The organism is Streptococcus sp. 2022WUSS083 (genome assembly GCF_044427155.1).
In the GTDB taxonomy this organism is placed as follows: Bacteria; Bacillota; Bacilli; order Lactobacillales; family Streptococcaceae; genus Streptococcus; species Streptococcus hashimotonensis.
The window spans coordinates 156466-176841 of sequence record NZ_JAOTGK010000004.1 but is presented as its reverse complement, the minus strand read 5'-3'; the positions used below and the strand labels follow the sequence as shown (position 1 = coordinate 176841).

Annotated in this window: 17 protein-coding genes; 15 read left to right on the top strand and 2 right to left on the bottom strand. The window is 41.4% G+C overall.

The annotated features are described in order from the left end of the window. Positions 1 to 2 precede the first annotated feature (2 nt). Complete coding sequence (locus tag ODU41_RS06695; RefSeq protein ID WP_012775042.1) at positions 3 to 830, bottom strand: exodeoxyribonuclease III; 828 nt, start codon at positions 828 to 830, stop codon at positions 3 to 5. Positions 831 to 985: 155 nt separating this feature from the next. On the opposite strand from ODU41_RS06695, the gene ODU41_RS06690 reads away from it, so the two are divergent. The 4 genes from ODU41_RS06690 (at position 986) to ODU41_RS06675 (ending at position 6228) form a co-directional block, all read left to right on the top strand. Then, positions 986 to 2647 (top strand): hypothetical protein, encoded by a 1662-nt coding sequence (locus tag ODU41_RS06690; protein ID WP_024388673.1) that lies wholly within the window; start codon positions 986 to 988, stop codon positions 2645 to 2647. A 159-nt stretch (positions 2648 to 2806) separates the two neighbouring features. Then, positions 2807 to 4195, top strand: coding sequence for an amino acid permease (locus ODU41_RS06685; RefSeq protein WP_105123798.1), 1389 nt, complete (start codon positions 2807 to 2809; stop codon positions 4193 to 4195). Between the two features lie 122 nt (positions 4196 to 4317). Continuing rightward, positions 4318 to 5199 (top strand): DUF975 family protein, encoded by an 882-nt coding sequence (locus ODU41_RS06680; protein ID WP_105141015.1) that lies wholly within the window; start codon positions 4318 to 4320, stop codon positions 5197 to 5199. Positions 5200 to 5391: 192 nt separating this feature from the next. Continuing rightward, complete coding sequence (locus ODU41_RS06675; protein ID WP_141598796.1) at positions 5392 to 6228, top strand: DUF975 family protein; 837 nt, start codon at positions 5392 to 5394, stop codon at positions 6226 to 6228. A 17-nt stretch (positions 6229 to 6245) separates the two neighbouring features. Here the strand turns inward: ODU41_RS06675 and ODU41_RS06670 are convergent, their stop codons facing one another. Next, positions 6246 to 7121 carry a CPBP family intramembrane glutamic endopeptidase gene (locus ODU41_RS06670; protein WP_105159899.1) on the bottom strand — a complete coding sequence of 292 codons (876 nt, stop codon included), beginning with the start codon at positions 7119 to 7121 and terminating at the stop codon, positions 6246 to 6248. Positions 7122 to 7243: 122 nt separating this feature from the next. Between ODU41_RS06670 and ODU41_RS06665 the strand changes: the two genes are divergently transcribed. From ODU41_RS06665 to alaS, 11 genes are all read left to right on the top strand, one after another. After that, positions 7244 to 7855 (top strand): DUF3885 domain-containing protein, encoded by a 612-nt coding sequence (locus ODU41_RS06665; RefSeq protein WP_105120436.1) that lies wholly within the window; start codon positions 7244 to 7246, stop codon positions 7853 to 7855. Positions 7856 to 7936: 81 nt separating this feature from the next. Next, positions 7937 to 8686, top strand: coding sequence for a hypothetical protein (locus tag ODU41_RS06660; RefSeq protein WP_044683186.1), 750 nt, complete (start codon positions 7937 to 7939; stop codon positions 8684 to 8686). A 240-nt stretch (positions 8687 to 8926) separates the two neighbouring features. Further along, positions 8927 to 10930 carry a methionine--tRNA ligase gene (metG, locus tag ODU41_RS06655; RefSeq protein ID WP_398578806.1) on the top strand — a complete coding sequence of 668 codons (2004 nt, stop codon included), beginning with the start codon at positions 8927 to 8929 and terminating at the stop codon, positions 10928 to 10930. 61 nt (positions 10931 to 10991) lie between these two features. Next, on the top strand, positions 10992 to 11933 hold the full coding sequence (locus tag ODU41_RS06650; RefSeq protein WP_398578805.1) for a competence protein CoiA: 942 nt from the start codon (positions 10992 to 10994) through the stop codon (positions 11931 to 11933). A 228-nt stretch (positions 11934 to 12161) separates the two neighbouring features. Beyond that, a complete protein-coding gene (gene pepF / locus ODU41_RS06645; RefSeq protein ID WP_044668708.1) occupies positions 12162 to 13964 on the top strand; it encodes an oligoendopeptidase F in 1803 nt (600 codons plus the stop codon). A 1-nt stretch (position 13965) separates the two neighbouring features. Next, on the top strand, positions 13966 to 14412 hold the full coding sequence (locus tag ODU41_RS06640) for a membrane protein (RefSeq protein ID WP_044761306.1): 447 nt from the start codon (positions 13966 to 13968) through the stop codon (positions 14410 to 14412). A 10-nt stretch (positions 14413 to 14422) separates the two neighbouring features. After that, the gene (locus ODU41_RS06635; protein WP_029176930.1) at positions 14423 to 14971 is read left to right on the top strand and encodes a DUF6630 family protein; all 549 of its coding nucleotides are present in this window, start codon (positions 14423 to 14425) and stop codon (positions 14969 to 14971) included. 74 nt (positions 14972 to 15045) lie between these two features. Continuing rightward, positions 15046 to 15765 carry an O-methyltransferase gene (locus ODU41_RS06630; RefSeq protein ID WP_043034995.1) on the top strand — a complete coding sequence of 240 codons (720 nt, stop codon included), beginning with the start codon at positions 15046 to 15048 and terminating at the stop codon, positions 15763 to 15765. Positions 15766 to 15827: 62 nt separating this feature from the next. Beyond that, a complete protein-coding gene (prsA, locus tag ODU41_RS06625) occupies positions 15828 to 16829 on the top strand; it encodes a peptidylprolyl isomerase PrsA (RefSeq protein WP_398578804.1) in 1002 nt (333 codons plus the stop codon). A 208-nt stretch (positions 16830 to 17037) separates the two neighbouring features. Then, positions 17038 to 17523: an LURP-one-related/scramblase family protein gene (locus tag ODU41_RS06620; RefSeq protein ID WP_074391826.1), complete on the top strand. Its 486-nt coding sequence runs from the start codon at positions 17038 to 17040 to the stop codon at positions 17521 to 17523. A 208-nt stretch (positions 17524 to 17731) separates the two neighbouring features. Beyond that, complete coding sequence (gene alaS, locus ODU41_RS06615; RefSeq protein WP_398578803.1) at positions 17732 to 20350, top strand: alanine--tRNA ligase; 2619 nt, start codon at positions 17732 to 17734, stop codon at positions 20348 to 20350. Positions 20351 to 20376: the final 26 nt, after the last annotated feature.

Here is a 20376-nt window from a genome sequence, read left to right as displayed (position 1 = left end):
TGTTAGAATGAAATCTCCATCACAATTGGTGTATGGTCCTGACGAGCACCGGAGTCAATCATATCTGACTTACTTACTTTGTCGGCGATGCGGTCGCTGACAAGCCAGTAATCAATTCTCCAGCCTGTGTTATTGATTTTACTGGTGCGGCTACGTTGTGCCCACCAAGTATAGGCGTTGAGAACATCACCGTGCAAGTGGCGGAAGGTATCTGTAAAACCTTTTGCTAGAAGATTTGTAAAACCTTGACGTTCTTCATCTGTAAATCCTGGAGATTGACGGTTACTTGCGGGATTAGCAAGGTCAATTTCCTTGTGAGCAACGTTGTAGTCACCTGTTGCAAGAACAGGTTTGTGGCTATCAAGTTTTGCTAAGTAGTCAGCATACTGTACATCCCAGATTTGACGGTCAGCAAGCCGTTTTAAGCCATCACCAGCATTTGGCGTATAAACTTGTGTGACATAGAAGTCATCAAATTCTAGCGTGATGATACGCCCTTCAGAATCCATGGTTGTTGGAGCACCAATCTCAGGGAAGGTAATGGTTGGAGTTAGATGGTTTTTGTAGAGGAAGAGCGTACCAGCATAGCCTTTGCGAGCTGGTTCTACAGATGAACGCCAGGTATTGGCATATCCAGGGAAGTAGCTTTCCAAAATTTCTAGATGCTTTTTAGTCGGTCCCTTATCTGACAATTTTGTTTCCTGAATGGCGATAATATCAGCGTCTTCTGTCACAAGTGTATCGATGACTGCACGTGATAATAGGGCGCGAGGAGACTCTGCAGTCAATGCAGCGTTAAGAGAATCAATGTTCCAAGAAATGAGTTTCATAATTTTCCTTTTCTAGTCTGTTACTGTTTTACATTATACCAAAAATAAAAGTTGCAGGCGAATATGGAAACTTGAAAAAAATTTTATAATTCTTGTATTATAACATTAAAATTGTGATACAATAGAACTAATAAATCTGTGTCAAGGAGGTTATTATGAAAAGAAAATTATTTGTTTTTGCCTGGTTAGCCCTAGTTTTGGAAATGCTAATCTACTACTGGTACCAGTTGCCTGCTTTAAATATTTTGAGTGTGGACTTCTGGATATTTTTCCTTCAATCTGTCGGATTGGTTTGGCTCATACTTTCCATGTTCAGCTCCAAAGGTGCTTTTCAAAAGGTGACCAAGATTTCCGGTCGCCAGAGACAAGTAGATACCTATCAGATTAAAACCTCGCAACTGCCAGCTTACTTAAAATGGTTGGGACGAATTTGGGTATTGCTTGTCCTGGGTTTGTTGGGGCTGGGGCTTATCAACTCACGTGTATTTCGTGCTAAGGATTACGCTGCTGTCATAAGCGTCAAGGATGCGGATTTTAAAGCAGATTTTCCTGAAACAGACATATCCAAATTGGCCCTCCTAGATCGCGCCTCAGCCGAAAAAATCGGTGATACTTATCTAGGGACCATTGACAAGGTCTCCCAGTTTGGCATTTCGGATGATTATCGCCAGATTACTATCGGTCAGCAACCGTTCCGTGTATCGCCTTTGGAGTATAAGAATTTTTGGAAATGGCTGAGCAACCATCAAGATGGGATTGGTTACTACGTGAAGGTTAATCAGACAACAGGAAAGGCAGAGCTTGCCAAGTTGAGCAAAGCCATGCACTATTCAGATTCCGAATTTTTGCTGAATGATACCTTACGTCATCTTCGCCTGCAATACCCGACAACTATTTTTGGGAAACCATCCTTCGAAGTGGATGACCAAGGAAATCCATATTATATTGCAACGATTTATGAGCCAAAATTTGGACTTTCATCAAATGATCCGATTGGTGCTATTGTATTGGATGCAGTAACAGGGGAAAGTAAAAAGTATAGTCTGGAAGATATTCCAGAGTGGGTAGACCGTGTTTATTCGGCAAACAATGTTATCAGCCGTGTAGATGACCACTATACTTATCAAAATGGTTTCTGGAATACCATTTTCAGTCAAACTGGTGTGAAAAATACAACAGACAGCTATAATTATATTTCTATCGGCTCAGATATTTATCTCTACACAGGTATCACCTCCGCAACTGCTGATTCATCCAACCTTGGATTTATTCTTGTCAATATGCGAACTCGTGAAATTACCAACTACAAATTGGCTTCGGCGACTGAAACAGCAGCGCAAGAGTCCGCAGAAGGTGAAGTGCAGGAAAAAGGCTATAAAGCCACTGCTCCAAGCCTAGTTAAGTTGGCAGATACAGCCTACTATTTAGTATCCTTGAAAGATGATGCCGGCTTGGTTAAATCATACGCTCTTGTTGATGCCGAAGATTATCAACAGGTTACTGTTAACAACGATATTGCGCTCTTAATTTCTCAAGTCACAGGAACGGATGCTTCTAGCCTTTCAGGATTGACGGTGACTGAAAATGGAGAAGTTGGTGAACAGACTGAGGTTATCAGTGGAAAAGTAGAAGCTTTAGCGAGTCAAATAATTGGCGGTGCGACAATCTACTATATTGAGTCTGAGGGCAAGATTTACAAAGTCAAAGCAACGGAAGATAGTACAGATCGATTACCATTTATCAAAGTAGGAGATCACTTTAGCGGTCAGTTAGATAAGAAAAATTATCTTAAAAACTTTAAGGTTAATCCAGAATAATCATAAGAAAGAGTGAGGTAGAAAAGCCTTGCTCTTTTGCTTGTCGTCACCCATGCGAAATATTTCAACTTATGGTATAATGGGGCGTTGTGGTTCTTTGGCAGGAATCCGTAGATAGTTCTGTCGAGTATCCATATTCTTATTCTGAAGGAGTATTTTGTGAGTTTATTTAGAAAAAAACAAGCAGTCGGTCGCCATAGTCAAATGCGTCGGCATTTAGGCTTAGTTGATTTGATATTTTTAGGTATCGGTTCGATGGTTGGAACAGGTATCTTTACGGTAACTGGTTTGGCAGCGGCCCAGTATGCAGGGCCAGCTCTGATCATCTCAATTGTTATTGCGGCAATTTCAGTCGGACTAACAGCCTTGTTTTACGCAGAATTTGCCTCGCGTATACCGACTAACGGTGGTGCCTATGGTTATCTCTACTCGGTTTTTGGTGAATTTCCTGCCTGGATTGCTGGCTGGCTGACAATCATGGAATTCTTGACTGCGGTATCGAGTGTTGCATCTGGTTGGGGAGCTTATTTGAAAGGACTCCTGGCTAATTTTGGTATCGCTATGCCGACAGCTCTGAATGGAACTTTTAACCCCGCTGCAGGTACCTATGTAGACCTCTTACCAGTTCTCGTCTTGATTTTTGTGGTAGGAGTGGTCTTGCTTAATTCTAAGGCAGCTCTTCGTTTCAATTCAGCCTTGGTAGTTTTGAAATTTTCAGCGTTGGCTTTATTTATTTTAGTAGGGTTATTCTTTATCAAACCAGAAAACTGGTCGAACTTCTCTCCTTTTGGTTTTGGTGCCATTTATGGTGGACAGGCAGGAATTATGGCAGGAGCGTCTCTCATGTTCTTTGCCTTCCTGGGATTTGAGTCTATTTCATTAGCAATTGATGAGGTGAAAAAGCCTGAGAAGAATGTACCAAAGGGAATCGTGTTGTCTCTATCCATTGTAACAATTCTTTATATTGTAGTGACATTAGTATTGACTGGTATGGTTCACTATACTAAGTTGAATGTGGCAGATGCGGTAGCCTTTGCACTTCGAGAAGTTGGATTGGATTGGGCAGCGAGTTATATTTCTATTGTAGCAATCCTAACATTGATTACAGTATGTATTTCGATGACCTACGCCTTGTCGAGAATGGTCTATTCCATCAGTCGTGATGGTTTGCTACCGAAATCATTGAGCCGATTGACACAAACAAGCAAGGTTCCTAAAAATGCGACCATTCTTGTGGGGATTTTTGCAGCCATTTGTGCAGGTATTTTCCCACTAGCAAGTATTGCTTCCTTCCTCAATATCTGTACCTTAGCTTATTTGATCATGCTGGCGTTGGGTATTATTCGTCTGCGTCAAGTCGAAGGTTTGCCAAAAGATGGACAATTTAAAACACCTCTTGTTCCCTTGTTACCTATCCTCTCGATTATCATTTGTCTTTCATTTATGTTCCAGTATAGTTTAGATACTTGGTTGGCATTCGGAGTATCCTTGGTTATTGGAATTTTGATTTACTTCTGGTATGGCTATCGTCATTCGGAAGCCAAATAATAGATTTCCCTTCTTTATTTGAAGGGATTTTTTGTACAATTTTTTTATAGAAATAATGGAAAACTTAAAAATAAAATAGTATAATATATATAACGGTACAGATATATGAAAGGATAAACGCAATGTCTAATAGCGATATTCGAGCTAAGGCAACAGTGATTCGTGAACAAACAGATGGGATGATAACCTTGTTTTTGGCACCTGTTTTGATTTCTTTTCTGTCAGGAGTGGCAGAATTTGGCTTGAAACAAATCTGGGGGCAAACTAGTACTTTCTCCTGGGGCACAACTATTGTGAAAGATGGTGTTACTTGGACTCATCATTTTATTTCTGTTGGTCCGTCAATCATATTTGATTTTATTGCACAATGTTTAATTGTGACAGCTTGTTTTCAACTAATAAGACTGGTGAGAAAGCAAAGAAGCAAGGTTAGCTTTACGGAGTGTTTCACTTTGCTAGATGGGAAGAATTTTTTACCAGTTTTTAGTACGACATTATTGAAAATGCTGGTCTTGTATTTAGCAAGTTTCCCTGCTGTTATTGGAATGATATTGATAAACCTAGCTTTCTATAGTACCATTGTCATCTTTGGTGCTCCTATTGATTATCAGCCTGATTTTTCAGCTTTTTTCAGTTCGTCTTATTTTCAAACAGGATTTATACTGGTATGTGTAGGGATTATTTGTAGTTTATTTGTAGGATATGGGTTCAGTCAGGTCTCTTTTCTTCTCTATGATTATTTGGAAAACAATACCTATTCTTCACCATTTAAACTCTTCAGTCAGAGCTGGCAGTTGATGAAGGGGAATAAATGGCGCCGTTTCCTCTTGGATTTATCTTTTGTTGGCTGGTTTATTGGGGTTCTTTTGACGTTTGGGTTTTTGGGACTTTACGTATATCCCTACTATTGGACTTGTCAGACTATATTTTATGAAGATTTGAAGTCCAAGAATCCATTGGTATTTTCAACTTATAAATCAGCTATCTCTTCCACAGTAGCCTAGGGAGTATGGTGATAACAAATTATTAGGAATCCCTTCGTATTTTGGAGGGATTTTCCTGTTTTTAAGAGATGTTCTGGAAAATTAATGGATAAAGTTTTATACTAATAGTAGGATGGTAAAGTAGTCCGATGTAGATAGAATATTCGCGACGTGACTTTATAAATAAGGAGAGAAAATTGGAGGGGAATTGTGATGAGGACGAATGATATAGTATCAAGAGCGATGATGACTCGCGAGCGGACAAGAGGTACAACACTACTATTTTTGCCCTCCATTTTGCTATCTATTGTTTATGCTATACCAGTAACAATTTTTCGCCTACTGACATTTCTAGAGCTCCGTCAAAACAGTGCTTTTGTGGAGGGGAGATTGGTGTCTTCAATCGGGTTGACCTATTTAGGTGAGTTCGGCTTCGCTCTGCTGTTACAGCTATTCATTGGTCTGTCCTGTTTTCATTTATTGGAATTGTTAAGAGGGGATAGACAGGAGTTTTCTTTAAAAGATAGTTTTTCATTTCTAAAGACAGAATGGAAGAAGCCTATCTGTACCACTTTTCTTTATTATTATTTGCTTCTTTTTATGGCTGGACTTCCAGCTAATCTAGGGGCTACTTTATTTATTAAAGGTTTCACAATGAGTAGTTTGATGGTCTTATCTCCTGGGGCAATGGCAGAGCTGGCAGTTCATCAGCCTAGTCAATTAATGAAGATAGGGGCTCCGATTTTCCTGCTAGGAATGATTATTTATCTTTTTGTCTACTATACCTACTCACAGGTTGTTTTTGTCTTGTATGACCATTTGGATAATGCTAGTTATACTGGTCCTCTGGCTGTATTTAGGGAAAGTCGTTTCTTGATGAAAGGAAACTATTGGCAACGTATTTGGTTAGATTTATCCTTTTTAGGTTGGTTTATTGGGGAATTATTGACCCTTCATTTGTTATCTTTTTTTGTGACTCCTTACTATCATTTATCTAGGACTATTTTCTACGAAAAATTGAAAAAACAAAGACTGTCAGCTGTAGAGTAGCTAACAGTCTTTTATGATTATAGGGAGCTTGTTTTGGGCTTGAAATAGAGGTCGTAAACCAACCAGGAAATCATTATTCCTTGGACAAGCAAGCTGATGACGGAGCCTTCTACACCAAACTTTCCACCAGATAGCCACTCAGGACCAGTGATACCGATTTGAACAAAGGCCTGACCAGCATCGGTGCCGCTGACTGGGAAAGCAAAAACATTTCCTTGGAAACAGTTCCACGCAGCGTGTAAGCCACCAATCACCCAAATGTTGCCTGTTTTGAGCATAATGAGGCAGGCAAGAATGGCAAATAGGGTTAAATCCAAAATTGGAATGAGTGAAATAGCATTGTTTCCGAGATGGAGAAACGTGAAGAAGAGGGAAGAAACAATGATACCAATAGGAATATTGTGTTTAGCTGAAAGTGATGAGAACATCCATCCTCTTGTTAGAATTTCTTCTGTCGTACCCTGGATAGACCAGGCAAGGATAAGGATGATAAATTCTCCGACTAATTTTGTAGAGAACTGGATGCTTGTAAATTCAATTGCGCCTAATCCCCACATGATGAGTGTACAAGTGGTCAGCATTGCAGCTCCGATTCCCCAACCTAGTAGAAAATCTTTTCCCGCTCCTTTTTTAGTAAAACCAAGTCCTGCCCACGGGCTTTTTTCAATATACCGTGCCCATAAAATGACCATCAGGCTGATAAAAGCGAAAGCGAACAGTTCAAAACTTACAGAAAGGGTCTCGTTAAATGGGAGTAAAAAGCTTATTGGAGTGAAAATAACTGCTCCAAGTGAATCTCCTACTAGCAACAAAATAATAGCTACAATAGGAGAGGTGATGATGTTGAGATTGAAAGCTGATTGAGCCTTCTCATTGATAAATTCGGTTTTCATAGGACCTCCTTTTGCCAGATACTTTACTAGTTCACTATTCTACCATATTTTTCCAAAGAAGACTAGACCTAATTTCCTAGTATATGGTAGAATAGTACAAAGCTATATAAGGAGAATAGTATATGGAATTGAATCAATGGCTAAAGTCCTTCCAATTGAAAGATAATCGACTAGTGGGCCCATTCTTCTATGGCACACCTCTTGCTCTTAGATTTGAAATCGGGCCTGCAGACGAAGCAGAAGAATTACCAAGAGCAATCTATCTTGAAAGAGCCTATGCACGTGCAGTAGAACTTTTTGAGCAGGCTAGTTCAGAATACGACTATGTGCTCCTTTCGCTCCTTCGACAGGAAGATAGGGACATAGACACCTACCTCTGGCATTTTTCATCGAAATTTAACTTTGACAAGGTTCCTGAGCCTGAGTTGATAGAAGTGGAGGACTGGACGGGAGATGTGCTAGTCTTTGAGCGCTATCTTTTCCCAGTTACCAACCAAGACCTGAACGCTTTGTTGAGGGAGATTGTGAGAGCTGATCACGGTGGTTTCAACTATCTATCAAGTTCTGTTCTCTTCCTATCTAGTCAGGACAATATCATCTATCATTGCTACGATGATCGGGGAGTTGATATTGCTGTTTTAGATGATGACAAACGTTTGGAGCTCTTTACAGACTGCCATGACCTCCTTTTTGACTATGATATGGAGGAGATGGAGAGAAGGGTGAGGGGGTAGGAAGAAAATGTATATCTGATGACCGTCTTCTATAGTAATTAGGATATTATAGTACATAACTAATTTTTAGGGAGCAAATCAATGCCTTACCGTAAATTAACATCAAGAGATCGGACTTTTATCAAAGGGCAAACGGATCGCTTGTTGAATCAGATGAATAGCAATGCGGAATATGTGGCGACTGTCCAGACCTATGAGGCGGCCAAGGCTCGTGCCAACCAAGCCTATCTGGCAATGGAACTGGAAAATGATCCAGAGAAAAAGTTACGACTGGCAAAAGTGGTTGAAACCTATACTGCCCAAGCCCAGTCTATATTGGATGATTGGGATGCGAGAAATAGCAAAGCTGAAAAAGAAGCTAGGAATTTAAAGTTAATCTTGTGGCTGACCGTACTCTTCGCCCTCAGCTTTTTCTTCCCTGTCAATATTATTCTAGCCCTCCTATTTGCAATCTGGTTTTATCGGAATTACCTTCGTTCAAGCAGAATTGCCCAAGTGCCTAAGTCTACTGTGAGCCAGGCACTAGTGACAGAAGAGGAAAGTTATGAAGACTGGCTGACAAAAAAGATTGTCACACTTAACAAAGACAAGCGTGAGTGGACAGAGGGCGTACTTGCAAAATATGACAGTTTGGATGAAATAGCAGCAGGTATTGGTAAAATTAATGAGATAGATAAAGAAGCTGGTAAGAAAATTCTCCATCGTTATCAAGCAATCTTAGCTGATATTGAAAAATTACCAGATTCTGACCAGAAAACCTATTATTTAGATTTTCATCAAGAAATGATAGCTGATTTGGGAAATGTATTTGAACAACTCCATATCGTATAAGAACACCGGGAACAGTTCCAAACTGGTTCCGGTTTTTCACTATTCGTCAATTGACAAGACTGAAACTATTCTTTTATAGAGAAGATAGACATTAGCATTCCACTCGGCTTGTATCATATGTACAGCATATGAAGGAAGACTTGTATTTAGAACCGCTTTGTGATTTAGCTGAAAATATGATAAAATAGGATGTTGTCAATAACAGGGTTTCATTTGCTCTGAATTTGAAAGGAAAAAAACATGACAAAAACACCGTTTTACATTACCACACCGATTTATTATCCGTCTGGAAAACTTCACATCGGTTCAGCCTACACGACCATTTCCTGCGATGTATTGGCTCGTTACAAACGCCTGATGGGCCACGAGGTTTTTTATCTGACAGGGCTTGATGAGCACGGCCAGAAGATTGAAGAGAAGGCAAAAGAAGCTGGTTTGACTCCGCAAGCCTACGTTGACGGTATGGCGGTTGGTGTCAAGGAGCTCTGGAACTTGCTCGACATCTCTTACGACAAATTTATCCGCACGACTGATGATTACCACGAGGAAGTGGTGGCGGCTGTTTTTGAAAAATTGCTGGCGCAGGATGACATTTACTTGGGAGAGTATTCTGGATGGTACTCTGTATCGGACGAGGAATTTTTCACCGAGAGCCAATTAGAAGAGGTCTTCCGAGATGAAAACGGCAAAGTAACAGGTGGTATCGCTCCGAGCGGCCACGAAGTAGCCTGGGTTTCAGAAGAATCCTACTTCCTTCGCCTCAGCAAGTATCAGGATAAGTTGGTCGAGTTTTTCAATGCTCATCCAGACTTTATCCAGCCAGACGGCCGCCTCAATGAAATTATGAAAAACTTCATCGAGCCAGGCTTGGAAGATTTGGCAGTGTCACGTACTTCATTTACATGGGGCGTGCCCGTACCGTCCAATCCAAAGCACGTTGTCTATGTCTGGATTGATGCCCTACTCAACTACGCAACTGCCTTGGGTTATGGTCAGGAAGAAACAGTTAATTACGACAAGTTCTGGAATGGAACAGTTTACCACATGGTTGGCAAGGACATTCTTCGTTTCCACTCCATTTACTGGCCAATCATGCTCATGATGTTGGATATGAAGTTGCCAGACCGCTTGGTTGCTCATGGCTGGTTTGTCATGAAAGATGGCAAGATGTCCAAGTCTAAGGGCAATGTGGTCTATCCAGAAATGTTGGTTGAGCGTTTCGGCTTGGATCCACTTCGTTACTACCTCATGCGTAGTCTGCCAGTTGGCTCTGACGGAACCTTCACACCAGAAGATTATGTTGGTCGTATCAACTACGAACTGGCCAACGACCTTGGAAACTTGCTCAACCGTACGGTTGCTATGATTAACAAGTATTTCGGTGGTCAGGTACCAACTTTTGTTGCTAACGTGACTGATTTTGATGCGGACTTGGCGGCAGTCGTAGCTGAAAACTTGGCAAGCTACCACAAGTATATGGAAGCAGTTGACTATCCACGCGCTTTGGAAGCTGTTTGGAATATCATCTCCCGTACCAACAAGTACATCGATGAAACTGCACCTTGGGTCTTGGCTAAGGACGAAGCGGACCGTGACAAGTTGGCAGCAGTCATGGCTCACTTGACAGCAGGTCTTCGTGTGGTGGCTCACCTCATTCAGCCATTCATGATGACCACTTCAAATGCCATTATGGAACAGCTTGGTTTGGGAACAGCATTTGACCTTGAAAATCTTGACTTTGCAGGTCTTCCAGCAGGTTTGACAGTGGTCGCAAAAGGCACGCCTATCTTCCCACGTCTGGATATGGAAGAGGAAATCGCCTATATCCAAACCCAAATGGGTGGTAGCTCTGCTATTTCCCAAGAGGAAGAAAAAGAATGGAACCCAGCTGACGTGGAACTCAAAAACGAAAAAGCCGCGATCAAGTTCGAGGACTTCGACAAGGTAGAAATCCGTGTGGCCGAAGTCAAGGAAGTAGCCAAAGTGGAGGGTTCTGACAAGCTGCTCAAATTCCGCCTGGACGCTGGTGATGGACAAGACCGCCAAATCCTGTCTGGTATCGCCAAGTATTATCCAAATGAGCAAGAGTTGGTTGGCAAGAAAGTCCAAATTGTTGCCAACCTCAAGCCACGTAAGATGATGGGCTTACTCAGCCAGGGCATGATCCTCTCAGCCGAACATGGTGACAATTTAACACTCTTAACAGTCGATCCATCTGTGCCAAACGGCAGTCAGATTGGGTAAACCCACAACACTCAGCACAGCTGGGTGTTTTTTTTGCGAACTAATAAAGAAAGGAGGTTTTATGTTAGTTGCACTTGATGAAGATGGACAAGTTTTTAATGTCTTGGAAAATCCTGCGCCGCAAGGTCGCTATTCTTGTCCAGGTTGTGGAGGACTGGTCCGATACAAATCCGGAAAAGTTCTGCGTTCGCACTTTGCCCATGTAACCCTACGGGATTGCACATACTTTTCCGAGAATGAGTCAGCCCAGCATCTGTCACTTAAGTCTTGTCTGTACAGTTGGTTAATCAATGCCGAACAAGTTGAACTTGAAAAATGCCTGCCTAGTATAGGGCAGGTCGCTGATTTATTTGTTAATAATAGTCTAGCTTTGGAAGTCCAATGTTCCAGTCTGCCCATTTCTCGTTTGCAGCTGAGGACGCAAGCCTATCATGAAGCTGGTCTTCAGGTTCTCTGGCTGTTGGGAAAAGGCCTATGGATAAAAGAAAGATTAAGTAAATTACACAAGCAATTTCTCTCTTTTAGTATGAACATGGGTTTTCACCTCTGGGAATTGGATGATGAGAAAAAAGAATTGCGTCTTCGTTACCTTATTCACGAAGACTTACGAGGTAAGGTCCACTGTCTGACAAAGGTTTTTCCATTTGGCGAGGGAAATTTATTGGAAATCTTGCGTCTGCCTTTTGCCAAGCAAGCTTTATCGCATCTTACTTGCCCGTTAGATAGGGATTTGCCTCGCTACATTGCACAACAGCTTTATTACAAATCCCCCAATTGGTTAGCCCTGCAGGCAGAGTCTTATAGCCGAGGGGAGAATTTGCTGACAAAGACGGCAGAAGAATGGTATCCCCACATCCGTCTACCCCGCTCTGCCATTGGCTTTGCCCAAATACAAAAAGATTTAAGTCCAGTCTATCAGGATTTTGACCAGTATTACGACAGTATTGAAGACAAGCAGAAACAGGTTCTATATCCACCTATAATTTATAGAAAACCAATGTAAATAGAGATAGCTGATGGAGGTGTATATATTGCTTTTGAAAATATGCTCGTTATTTTATGTTAGTCATGCTACTGTTGGTGAGGGTTGTAGACTTTATTATCCTAGTGGCGACTTGCTATAGCGAATGCCAAAAACTATTTTCCAGTTGAATAGTAACCAATAAGCCCTCACTTTCCTATGGAAAGAGGGGATTTTTTATGTTAGAATAAAGGATACGGAGGATTAATTATGTCTAAACAACGTTACGAAATTGAAGAAAAATACCAGTGGGACTTGACCACTATTTTCCCAACAGATGAAGCCTGGGAAGCAGAACTTGCAGATTTACAAGCTGAAACTGAAAAAACAAAAGAATTTGCAGGTCACTTGCTCGACTCAGCGAAGAGCCTTTTGACAATCAGCGAAACGCAACTTGGTCTTATGCGTCGCATTGAAAAACTCTATGTCTATGCGTCTATGAAGAACGACCAAGATACTCGTGAAGGCAAATACCAGGAATTTCAAGCTAAAGCCATGGGCTTGTATTCGGTCTTTTCACAGGCTTTTGCCTTCTATGAGCCTGAGTTTATGGCCATTACTGAAGAGCAGTTGGAGGCCTTTAAGGCAGAGGAGCCAGCTCTTGTTCAGTACAGCCACCAATTTGAAAAACTTTTAGCGGCTAAGGACCATGTCCTGTCACAAGAGGTGGAAGAAGTATTGGCAGCGACCAGCGAGATTTTCGAATCACCTGCTGAAACCTTCTCAGTCTTGGACAATGCCAGCCTGCGTTTCCCAGAAATCGCAGATGAGGACGGTCACTTGGTGCCCCTTTCACACGGTAACTACATTCACTTTATGGAGTCTAAAAACCGTGACGTCCGCCAAGAAGCATATGAGGCTATGTACGGTACCTACGAGCAGTTCCAGCATACCTATGCTAAGACTTTGCAGTCTAATGTCAAGGTCAATAACCTGAAAGCTCGTTTGCGGAAGTACGATTCAGCCCGTCACGCATCACTTGCAGCTAATTTCATTCCAGAATCCGTTTACGATACATTGGTAGCGGCAGTCAACAAGCACCTTCCGCTCTTGCACCGTTATATCAATTTGCGTAAGAAACTCTTGGGTATTGATGACTTGAAGATGTATGATATGTACACGCCATTGTCAGATTTCAGTACCAAGATTTCTTATGAAGATGCACTCAAGAAATGCCAAGAAACCTTGGAAATTTTCGGTGAGGATTATTCGGCTATTGTAAAAGAAGCCTTCGAAAACCGCTGGATTGATGTCCACGTTAATGAAGGAAAACGCTCAGGAGCATACTCAGGAGGTGCTTACGACACCAACGCCTTCATGCTTCTCAACTGGCAGGATAACTTGGATAACATGTACACTCTTATCCATGAAACAGGGCATTCTCTCCATTCTATGTTGACTCGTAAGACTCAACCCTATGTCTATGGACATTATTCCCTATTCTTGGCTGAAATTGCTTCAACGACCAATGAAAATCTTTTGACAGAAAAACTCTTGGCAGAAGTAGAAGATGACAAGGAACGCTTTGCTATTCTCAATCACTATCTAGATGGTTTCCGTGGTACAGTCTTCCGCCAGACCCAATTTGCCGAGTTTGAACAGGCTATCTATAAGGCAGACCAGGAAGGTCAAGTCTTGACGGCTGATTTCCTCAATGAATTGTACGGTCAGACAAACGAGAAATACTACGGACTTTCTGCAGAAGAAAATCCAGAAATCCAGTTTGAGTGGGCTCGCATTCCACACTTCTATTACAATTTCTATGTCTATCAATATGCGACAGGTTTTGCGGCAGCATCAGCTCTTGCAAACAAAATTGTCAATGGTAGTCCAGAAGACAAAGAAAACTATCTTAACTACTTGAAGGCTGGTAGCTCAGACTACTCACTCAATGTCATTGCAAAAGCTGGTGTAGACATGACCAAGGAAGATTACCTCAACGATGCTTTCAAGGTATTTGAAGCTCGTTTGGAAGAATTAGAAGCTCTCGTTGAGAAAGGTGTGCACCTCTAATATGATTTCCTATAAACGTTCGATTGTGGTACCAGTTGCAGTCAGTATTGGTTTGGTCTTGATTGGAATTGGCTTAATGACAAAGCCGGAACCAGCAGTGGTTTCAGGATTGTGTTATTTATTGCTGAATATTCCGTCAGCATTATATGCTTATTTCTTGCGCAAACAGGGAGCTGTCTTTGTCTTGAATGAGGAGTATTTAGAATATCAAAGCAGAGCAGGAGGAGACTATCAGCGCCATTCGTTAGAAGAGATTGCGGAGATTCGATACATCGTTTCTCCTGTCTATCGTGGCTATCAGTCGAAACGTTTGCGAATCGTAGGAAATAAGGGAGCACTACTTGCAGTCGTCAATTTGAATAAGCTTGATGGTGCAGATTTTAATGATATTTACCATTTTTTAGAGCAAGTAGCACCGCATATAAGATGGGATTTTTCAAATTCATAATGGAGGTATTATGTTAACGGAAGAACAGCTACAGGACATTTTTGAACTGGCGGACCTCATGTCAAATGGTGACAGGGAGCTATTTCTCCAACTTAGAGATGTGGTTTTTGCTAGTGATCCGAATCAGATTCTAGACTCTATCGAACGCATCCTAGAACCAGATTCATTCGATGATTTCTTGGACCGTGTTGGGGAGTCTGAAAAGGAAAATCTTTGGTTAATCTTGATAAAATTACTAGAGCATTTTAATTATATTTGTGTGCGTGATTATAAGGATAATCTTGAAGATTTTATCTACTTTTTTGACCGTCTTCATCAAGTCCGCAATGCAGGGATTTCTCTCAAATTGGATTCAGATGGATTAAATCCAGCTGCCTCTATTTCAGAATGGGCAAGAGTCGTTGATAGCAAATATCTTGATGAAAACTTTTGTCTAGGGGCAGTGGATATGGACACGGATAGTTACTATCTCTTTTTCAGTAAGCAAGCGACTTTTGTTCGACTTCAAGAACTAGCTGGAAATTTAGGGTATCGAATTGATTACGCCAAAAATATGTAAAGAAAAGGTGGGGAAACCTACCTTTTAGTGTGTTGAGGAAGAAAATCTTGTCGGCTTATGATATAATGGATTCTATGGTCGAATCATATAGTAAAAACGCAAATCACAATATGCGCCGTCCAGTTGTCAAGGAAGAAATTGTGGATTTTATGCGAACACGTCAGGCGCAAAATACAGGTTTTTTGAAAGAACTGGAAGAGTTTGCTCGTCAAGAAAATATTCCAGTCATCCCTCATGAAACGGTAGCCTATTTCCGCTTACTAATGCAGACACTCCAACCTAAACGTATTTTAGAAATTGGAACTGCTATTGGCTTCTCTGCGTTACTGATGGCTGATAATAGCCCGCATTCGAAGATTACAACGATTGATCGAAATGAAGAAATGATTGGCTTTGCAAAGGAAAACTTTGCCAAATATGATCAGCGCCAGCAGATTGAATTGCTGGAAGGGGAAGCCATGGATATTCTTCCGACTTTACCAGATAACACATATGATTTTGTTTTCATGGATTCTGCTAAATCAAAATATATTGTATTTTTACCAGAAGTCTTGAAAAAGGTCAAAGTAGGCGGTTTAATCATTTTGGATGACATCTTCCAAGGAGGAGATGTTGCCAAGGACATCAAGGATGTCAGAAGAGGGCAGCGCACTATTTACAAAGGATTGCAACGTTTATTCGATGCGACTTTGGATAATCCAGATGTGACTGCTAGTCTTGTTTCCATGAGTGACGGTCTCCTTATGTTGAGAAAAAATAGGGAAAATGTTGACTTAAAACATACAGAAATTTAAGAAGTTTTTAAGCTTTTGTGTTATAATGAAAGGGTTAACGAAAAAAAGGAGAGAGTCTTTAAATGAAGCAAACTAAAAAAATTCTCGCGGGAGCAGTAACACTCTTTGCTGCGGTAACACTCGCTGCTTGTTCCAATGCAGCTGATAAAGATATCATTACGATGAAAGGCAACACGATTACTGTGTCTGAGTTTTATGAGAAGGTAAAAACAAACTCTCAAGCTCAACAAGTTCTATTGTCAATGATTATTAGTAATGTATTTGAAGAGCAGTATGGTGACAAAGTGACTGCGAAAGAAGTCGACGAGGCTTATAACAAAATGGCAGAGCAATATGGTGATTCATTTGCAACAGCTCTTTCTTCAGCTGGCTTGACTCAAGAAACTTACAAAGAACAAATCCGTACTAATAAATTAGTTGAGTATGCTGTAAAACAGGCTGCTGAGAAGGAATTGACCGATGAGAACTACAAGGCGGCTTATGACGCTTATACACCAGAAGTGACTGCACGTATCATTAAATTGACAGACGAAGCAAAAGCAAAAGAAGTTTTAGCTGCAGCACAAGCTGAAGGTGCAGATTTTGCTCAATTGGCAAAAGACAATTCTACGGATACTGCTACAAAAGACAATGGAGGCGAAGTTAAATTCGATTCAACTTCAACAACTGTTCCTACAGAAGTTCAAAAAGCGGTCTTTGCCTTGGATGCAAGTCAAGTAGGAACTTCAATTGTTTCTGCAGTTGACTTAAAAACTTATACTACTAGCTACTATGTTGTAAAACTGGAAGCGAAGTCAGAAAAATCTGCCAAATGGGAAGACTACAAGGATAAGTTGAAAGAAATTATTTTGGCGCAAAAGCAAAGTGATTCATCGTTTGTTGCTACTGTGCTGAAAGAAGCGCTCCAAAAAGCAAACGTTAAGGTTAAAGACAGTGCCTTCCAAAATCTTCTTTCACAATATGTGACAACAGAAGAAAGCAGTTCTTCATCAACGGAAAGTAGCTCTTCGTCGACTGAAAGCTCTTCTTCAACAACAGAATCTTCTAGTTCTTCAGGTCAATAATTGACGCTTTACTTATTAAGAATAGATACTTGATTACTTAGTTCAGAAAATTGGCGGTTGTTGCGAGCCATCTAAGCCAAGTATCTTGCTACTTAATGGAACAATTGAATATAGGTTATGAAATGAGAATGACAAGTCATTGAATGAAGGTGGTACCGCGGTTTTTCGCCCTTCGTTTGGTTTCTTGTTATTTTTTTTGGAGGTTATCATGAAGCAATTTCAAGTGAAACAACGCTTTACTTTTGGTGGTGAAAAATTTGATATTTGTGATAGTTTTGGGGATCTTGCTTATCAAGTGGAGGGATCTTTTCTCGAAATTCCAAAACGATTTATTGTGACCAATTCCAGAGGTGGGGAAGTTTGTCAGATTACTAAGAAGTTTTTGACCTTCCTGCCCCAGTTTACCATTGATATGGCAGATGGTCAATCTTTCTACTTGCAAAAGGAATTTACTTTTTTCAAGGATCGCTATACTGTGGAAAATCTAGGTTTAATCCTAGACGGAAATATCTGGGATTTGGATTTTCGCTTGAAAAGGCCAGATGGTGTGCTCGTAGCCGAAATCTCCAAAGAACTCTTTCATTTAACTTCTCATTACTCCGTTACTGTATTGGAGGACTCCTATGCAGATTTGGTCATTTCCTTGGTGGTCGCAATTGACTACGTCGAAATGATGGAAGATGCATCGAATTAATCGTGAAATAATCATTCAGTTTAACTGTTTCGTTAAATTGAATCCGCCTAACTATCACTTATGAAAGGAAAGGTTCAATTTAGATAATTTTCTGAATTGAACCCGAGCTAAAAGCGTCGAGAAAAAGATAGACCGCCTAGTGCGCTGGCGCACAGCGTTGGTCTCCTATTTTCTTCTCGCTTTCTTAACGCTCTTGGTATCTTAGTTTATGAAAAATTTATCTTCTGCTCAAATTCGTCAAATGTGGTTGGATTTCTGGAAATCAAAGGGGCACTCTGTTGAGCCTTCAGCAAATCTTGTCCCAGTAAATGATCCAACTCTTTTGTGGATCAACTCTGGTGTGGCAACTCTTAAAAAATATTTCGATGGCTCAGTCATCCCTGATAACCCACGGATTACAAACGCCCAAAAATCCATCCGTACCAACGATATTGAAAACGTTGGTAAGACAGCCCGCCACCACACCATGTTTGAAATGCTTGGTAACTTCTCTATTGGTGATTATTTCCGTGATGAAGCGATTGAGTGGGGCTTTGAGCTCTTGACAAGCCCAGAATGGTTTGCCTTTCCAAAAGACAAGCTCTATATGACTTACTATCCAGATGATGTGGATTCATACAATCGATGGATTGCTCTTGGTGTTGAGCCAAGCCACTTGATTCCGCTTGAAGATAACTTCTGGGAAATCGGTGCAGGTCCTTCTGGTCCAGATACGGAGATTTTCTTTGACCGTGGTACTGACTTTGACCCTGAAAACATTGGTATCCGTCTCTTGGAAGAAGATATTGAAAATGACCGTTACATCGAGATTTGGAATATCGTTCTGTCACAATTCAATGCTGATCCAGCGGTTCCGCGCTCTGAATACAAGGAATTGCCAAATAAAAACATCGATACGGGCGCAGGTTTGGAGCGTTTGGCAGCTATTTTCCAAGAGGCTAAGACCAACTTTGAAACGGACCTCTTCTTGCCAATCATTCGTGAAGTTGAAAAGATTTCTGGTAAGACCTATGACCAAGATGGCGACAACATGAGCTTCAAGGTTATCGCAGACCACATCCGTGCTTTGTCATTTGCTATCGGTGACGGTGCCCTTCCTGGAAATGAAGGCCGTGGTTATGTCCTTCGTCGTTTGCTTCGTCGTGCTTCTATGCATGGTCAACGTTTGGGTATTACAGAGCCATTCTTGTACAAACTGGTGGAGACAGTTGGTAATATCATGGAAAGCTACTATCCAGAAGTACTTGAAAAACGTGCCTTCATCGAGAAGATTGTTAAGAGTGAAGAAGAGTCATTTGCTCGTACTATCCATACAGGTTCACAATTTGCTGAACAATTGATGGACAAATTGGCGGCAGAAGGCAAGTCTGAGATTGATGGTCGTGATATTTTCAAACTCTATGATACCTATGGTTTCCAAGTAGAATTGACAGAAGAATTGGCTGAGCACCGTGGTATGACCCTTGACATTGCGGGATTTGAAGCGGCTATGAAAGAGCAACAAGACCGTGCCCGTGCTTCAGTTGTCAAAGGTGGTTCAATGGGTATGCAAAATGAAACCCTGGCTGCTATCACAGAAGAGTCTACCTTTGTTTATGGTCAAACAGCTCTTGAGGCAAGCTTATCTGTCATTGTGGCTGATAATGCGCGTACAGAAGCAGTTTCAGAAGGTCAAGCCCTCCTTGTCTTTGACCAAACACCATTCTATGCAGAAATGGGTGGTCAGGTTGCAGACCATGGTTTTGTGAAAAATGCTGCTGGAGACATTGTTGCGACTGTCATCGATGTGCAGAAAGCACCAAATGGTCAACCATTGCACACAGTTGAACTGTCCGCAAGCATTTCAGTTGGTCAAACCTACACACTTGAAATCGAAACAAAACGACGTAAGGGTGTTGAGAAGAACCACACAGCAACTCACTTGCTCCATGCAGCTCTTCACAATATTATCGGTGAGCATGCAACGCAGGCTGGTTCCTTGAATGAGCAAGACTTCCTCCGCTTTGACTTTACGCACTTTGAGGCAGTTACTGCGGAAGAACTTCGTCGTATCGAAGAAGAAGTCAATGAGCAAATTTGGAATGCTATTCCAGTTGTGACAGTTGAAACTGATATTGACACAGCTAAGGAAATGGGTGCCATGGCTCTCTTCGGTGAAAAATACGGTAAAGAAGTCCGTGTGGTGACAATTGGTGATTATTCTGTTGAACTCTGTGGTGGTACCCACGTTGGCAACACCGCTGAAATCGGTATCTTCAAGATTTTGAAAGAAGAAGGTATCGGTTCAGGTACTCGCCGTATCATTGCGGTAACAGGCCGTGAAGCCTTCCTTGCCTATCGTGACCAAGAAGATGCCCTCAAAGAAGTAGCGGCAACCATCAAGTCACCGCAGATCAAGGAAGTACCAAACAAGGTTGAAAGTCTTGCTCGGCAAGTTCGTGATCTGCAAAAAGAAAATGCAGCTCTGAAAGAAAAAGCAGCGGCAGCCGCTGCTGGTGATGTCTTCAAAGATGTCAAAGATGCTAACGGCATTCGCTACATTGCCAGCCAAGTCCAAGTATCAGATGCAGGTGCCCTCCGTACCTTCGCTGACAACTGGAAACAAAAAGATTACTCAGATGTCTTGGTGCTGGTTGCTGCAATCGGTGACAAGGTCAATGTCCTTGTAGCTAGCAAATCAAGCGATGTTCATGCAGGTAACCTCATCAAAGTCCTTGCTCCAATCGTAGCAGGTCGTGGTGGTGGTAAGCCAGATATGGCTATGGCAGGTGGTAGCGATGCCTCTGCTATCCCAACCCTCTTGAACAGCGTAGCAGAAAACTTGTAATCTATACTGAAAAACTCTTCTATCCA